Raw genomic sequence first — 4,628 nt, 5'->3', positions numbered from 1 at the left:
GGGTGCCCCGCCCCGCCCGGGGGGCAGGCCCGCCGGGGGCCCCCCCGGGGGGGGGGGGGGGGGGCCGGCCCCGCGCCCGGCACTACCGTTCATCGGTCGGGCCATGCCTGGCGAATGGGATGCACATTCGCCCTAAAGTAGCGCCGACAGCGGCCGACACGGTAGATTCACCAGATCGATCCGCGGGAATCCGGATACCGCCTGCCGATGTCAGCTGTCTTTTCCATCACTCCTGCCGACAAGAACCGCCTGGCCGCCAGCGACCTGCCACCGCGGGTACGTGAGCTGCTGGGCGCGCTGATCGGCCTGTGCCGGCAGACGCTGGCCGCGCCCCTGATCCTTACTGTCGAAGCGCTGGAGCAGACCCTGCTGCACGACGCCGATCGCGCACGCAATCCGCAGCAGCAGGCCGAACTGATGGCCCAGCGTGGACAGCTGCACGCCTTCGCTGGCCACTTCGCCGACCGCATGCTCGATGCCGTTGCCGACGCCCTCGCACGGTTGCGCGAACCGGCCAACGGTGTCAGCACCAGTGCTACGCCGCCAGCGCTGCCGGGCATGCTCGGGCTGTCGCTGGTTGATGAGCACGAAGTGGATCGCGACCTGCTGCTGACCGAGATGGTGCGGCGCGAAACCCTGCGTTCAACCAACACACTGAACCTGCTCGGCCAACGCCTGGGGGTACTGGCGGCGGCGCCGGCCTTCGAGGCCGACACCCTGCCGCTGGCGCCGCAGGCACTGTGCGCGATGGTGCGCCGGATTGCCGAACAGGACGCGCTGAGCGTCGAGGTGCAGCTGGCGCTGTATCGCAGTTTCGAACGACAGGTGCTGGAACGGCTGGGCGATATCCTTGACCGTGCCAATGCGCTGCTGGCCCAGTCCGGCGTACTGCCTGGGCTGGTCTACACCCCCTACCTGGCACGCTCGTCGAGCACGCGGCGGATCATCACCCAGTCGGTGGGTGGCGGCCGCACCACGCAGCCGGCCAAGCGCAGCGCGGCCCCCCTGACCGGCTGGAACGGTTCGGCACCGGCCGGCTCCTGGTCCAGCCTGGTACAGGACGCCTTCCACGAGGGTGGCGCAGCCGGCCCCGCCACGCCGGGCGTGACCACATCCACCGGCAGTGCTTTGCATGAGCTGCTGCAGCAGGCCCGGCACGCCAGCCCTTCCCCGGCGAACAGTGGCGCAGTGCCCAGTGCGGCAGTCGACGCGGTACTCGCGCGCCTGCAGGCTCAGTCCAGTGCGGCAACCGGCGTGGCCGACCTGCAGGCCGCCGTGGTCGCGCAGCTGCGCAGCGAGCATGGTGCGCAGGCCCAGCTGGGCAGTCACGATCGGGACAACCTGGACCTGCTGCGCATGCTGATGCAGCAGGTGCAACAGCAGCAGCGTCCCGATCCGGTGCCGGCCGCCCTGCTGGCCCGCCTGCAGGTGCCCCTGGCACGTGCGGCAATGGCCGATCCGGGCTTCTTCGTACGTGACGAGCACCCGGCGCGCGAGCTGCTCAACCAGATTGCCGAAGTCGGCGCCAACTGGCTGGGCGACGATGACGTCGACCCACAGCTGCTGCAGCGCATGGCGCAGAGCGTGCAGGGCCTGCTGGGGCAGGATGCGCGCGCACCGGAGGCCTTTGCCGCCGCCAACGAAGACGTGCAGCAGCACCAGCGCGCGGCGGCCCATCGTGCCGAACTGGCCGAGCGCCGCCACGTGGAAGCCGCGCGCGGCAAGGAACGATTGGAACTGGCCCGTCGCCAGGCCACCGCACAGATCGACCAGTGCTGCGACACGCAGTCGCCACCGCGCTTCGTGCAGACCCTGTTGCGCCAGGCCTGGGCCGATGCACTGACCCTCACCCGCCTGCGCCATGGCGATGATTCGCCACAGTGGCAGGAACGCCTGCAACAGACCGAGCGCATCGCTGCCATCACCGCACAGGCCATCGACGCCCCCGGCGGCACCGATACCGCGTTGGCAGCGGACGTGGAGGCCGCACTGCTGCAGGTCGGCTACCACGCCGAGGAAGCCGCCGCCGTCGCGCGCAGGCTGGCCACGCCCGGCGGCGAGGATGAAAGCACCTCGCGTACCGAACTCAGTGCCCGCCTGAAGGCACGTGCACGCCTGGGCGAACACGCCGGCACGCCCACCGGCACGGCACCTGCAACGCCCCGCAGCAGTGCCGAAGAAGCTGCCTACCAGCAGCTGTCCACGCTGCCGTTCGGCAGCTGGTTCGACATCGATACCGGTGATGGCACGCTGCGCCGCCAGCGCCTGTCCTGGTACAGCCTGCTGACCGGCCACGCCCTGTTCGTCAATCCACGCGGGCAGAAGATCACCGATACCGACCTGGATACGCTGGCACGGCAGATCAGTGCCGGGCGCGCGCAACTGGTCACCGAAGACAAGGGCCGGCTGGTCGACCGCGCCTGGGAAGCCAGCCTTGGTGCGCTGCGCGCACTGGCCACGGGCCGCGCACAGGAGACCCCCGCATGAAAGCCGTACCGCCGCAGGACACCCGCCGCGCGCCGCGCCGCCAGGTCTCGGACCTGGTGCCGGTCACCGACCAGATGCGCGAGTGCGTGGTCGGGCGCCTCGGCAATGTCTCCGAAACCGGCATGCTGATGCTGGCCAGCGTGCCGCTGCGCGAGGATGCGCTGTACCAGCTGCGCTTCCCGTTGCCACTGGGTGATGGCCGCCAGCAGGCCATCGATGTGGGCGTGCACCTGCTGTGGAGCGAGCCCGCACACGTTCCCGGCCAGAGCTGGACCGGCTTCCGCTTCCTGACCCTGTCACGTGAGCATCGGCAGCTGCTGCGCCAGTGGGTGGGCGAGGACAGCGACGAGGGACCGGTTTCGACGGTCTGAGTGCCGGTTCCGGCACAGCGGTTTTTCGCGGTATGCGGCAGAATCTAGGGCCGTTTCCCGTGTCGAGCCACCGCAATGATCCAGCAAGACCCCGGCGCCCTGTATTCCGACCACCTGGCCGTGCTGTGCCGACGTGCCGAACAGGCGCTGGCCCGCGGCGGCTTCGATCACCTGGTGGTGCCCAGCGGCACCCTGCACTACCAGGTGTTCGACGACCGCGACTACCCGTATGCGGTGAATCCGCAGTTCAAGGCCTGGCTGCCGCTGACCCGCGTGCCCAACAGCTGGATCGTATTCACCCCCGGCAAGCGCCCGGCGGTGATCTTCCACCAGCCGTTCGATTACTGGCACGTGGTACCGGACGCACCCAGCGGCTGGTGGGTGGAGCACTTCGACATCCACATCATCCGCAAGCCCGAAGAGGCGCTGGCGCTGCTGCCGGCCGACCCGTCGCGCTGCGCGATCCTCGGCGAGCCGCAGAGCACGCTGGGCAACTACGTGCCGAACAACCCGGCGCCGGTGGTGAACTACCTGGAATGGCACCGCGGCAGCAAGACGCCGTATGAAATCGCGCTGATGCGCCAGGCGCAGGTGCTGGGCGTGCGCGGCCACCGTGCCGCCGAAGCCGCGTTCCGCAACGGCGCCGACGAGTTCAGCATCCACATGGCGTACTGCCAGGCCGTCGGCCAGGACGCCAACGAGCTGCCCTACGGCAACATCGTGGCGTTGAACGAACATGCCGCCGTGCTGCATTACACCGAGCTGGGCCGCAAGGCGCCGCAGCCGCTGCGCAGCTTCCTGATCGATGCTGGTGCCAGCGCGCACGGCTACGCCAGCGACATCACCCGCACCTACGCCGCGCAGGGCCACGACGAGTTCGCCGCGATGATCGCCGCCGTCGACGCTGCCCAGCAGCAGATGTGCGCAGCGGTGCGCCCGGGCTTCGACTACAAGCAGCTGCACGTGGACGCACATCTTTCGCTGATGGGCGTGCTGAAGGACTTCGGCGTGATCAAGGTCTCGCCGCAGACCGCAGTGGAAACCGGCGTCAGCGCCGCGTTCTTCCCGCACGGCATCGGCCACCTGATCGGTCTGCAGGTGCACGACGTGGCCGGTTTCGCAGCCAGCGACGAAGGCGGCCGCATCGAGCGCCCGGCGGGCCACCCGTACCTGCGCCTGACCCGCGTGCTGGAACCGGGCATGGTGGTGACCATCGAGCCGGGCCTGTACTTCATCGACATGCTGTTGAACGAAGTGAAGGACGCCGGCCATGGCGATGCGATCAACTGGGACCGCGTGGACTTCTTCCGTCCGTATGGTGGCATCCGCATCGAAGACGAAGTGCTGTGCACCGAGGGCGAAGCGGACAACCTGACACGGCCGGAGTTTGCGGCGGCCAACGGCTGAGCCCCTCGTGGTTGGTCGCAGAAGTCAAAAGCCCCGCCTCTGACAGTTTCCTGCCGCGTTCAACCACGGAAAAGAAAAAGAAAAGCAGAAGCGGGTCGCTCGCTGCGCTCGCTCTGTGTCGACCAAGGTCGACACCTACCAACAGCCGCGCGTTCCAACGGCCGCAGTCGCCAGTAGATCCACGCCATGCTTGGAGGATTCATTCGATATCTGACAGATGTGCCGACCAACGGTCGGCACCCACCAACAGCCGCGTGAACCTGTCGAAGGCGGGGCACGGTGGGTTTGCGGGGTGTGAGCCGCATGGATGCGGCGACCAAGCCTCCAGGGATGGATTCACGGCGTCCCCGCAAACCCACCGTG

The 4,628-nt window shown here is 68.7% G+C and carries 3 protein-coding genes; all 3 read left to right on the top strand.

What is annotated here, in order from left to right:
• The first annotated feature begins 207 nt into the window (after positions 1 to 207).
• A complete protein-coding gene (locus V3B25_RS20865) occupies positions 208 to 2,487 on the top strand; it encodes a DUF1631 family protein (protein ID WP_329811491.1) in 2,280 nt (759 codons plus the stop codon).
• Positions 2,484 to 2,858, top strand: coding sequence for a PilZ domain-containing protein (locus V3B25_RS20860; RefSeq protein WP_180838787.1), 375 nt, complete (start codon positions 2,484 to 2,486; stop codon positions 2,856 to 2,858). Before V3B25_RS20865 ends, V3B25_RS20860 begins: the two co-directional genes overlap by 4 nt.
• A 75-nt stretch (positions 2,859 to 2,933) precedes the next feature.
• Entirely contained in the window at positions 2,934 to 4,265 is a 1,332-nt protein-coding gene (pepQ, locus tag V3B25_RS20855; RefSeq protein ID WP_132810728.1) for a Xaa-Pro dipeptidase, read from the top strand.
• Positions 4,266 to 4,628 lie beyond the last annotated feature (363 nt).

This window comes from Stenotrophomonas sp. SMYL8 (genome assembly GCF_036320065.1).
In the GTDB taxonomy this organism is placed as follows: Bacteria; Pseudomonadota; Gammaproteobacteria; order Xanthomonadales; family Xanthomonadaceae; genus Stenotrophomonas; species Stenotrophomonas maltophilia_A.
Note: the sequence above shows the minus strand (reverse complement) of the source record. Positions and strands in the feature narration are given on the sequence as shown.

Excerpts from the sequence above, each read along its gene's own strand:
- V3B25_RS20865 (WP_329811491.1), top strand. The coding sequence starts at position 208 with ATGTCAGCTGTCTTTTCCATCACTCCTGCCGACAAGAACCGCCTGGCC.
- V3B25_RS20860 (WP_180838787.1), top strand. The coding sequence starts at position 2,484 with ATGAAAGCCGTACCGCCGCAGGACACCCGCCGCGCGCCGCGCCGCCAG.
- pepQ (WP_132810728.1), top strand. The coding sequence starts at position 2,934 with ATGATCCAGCAAGACCCCGGCGCCCTGTATTCCGACCACCTGGCCGTG.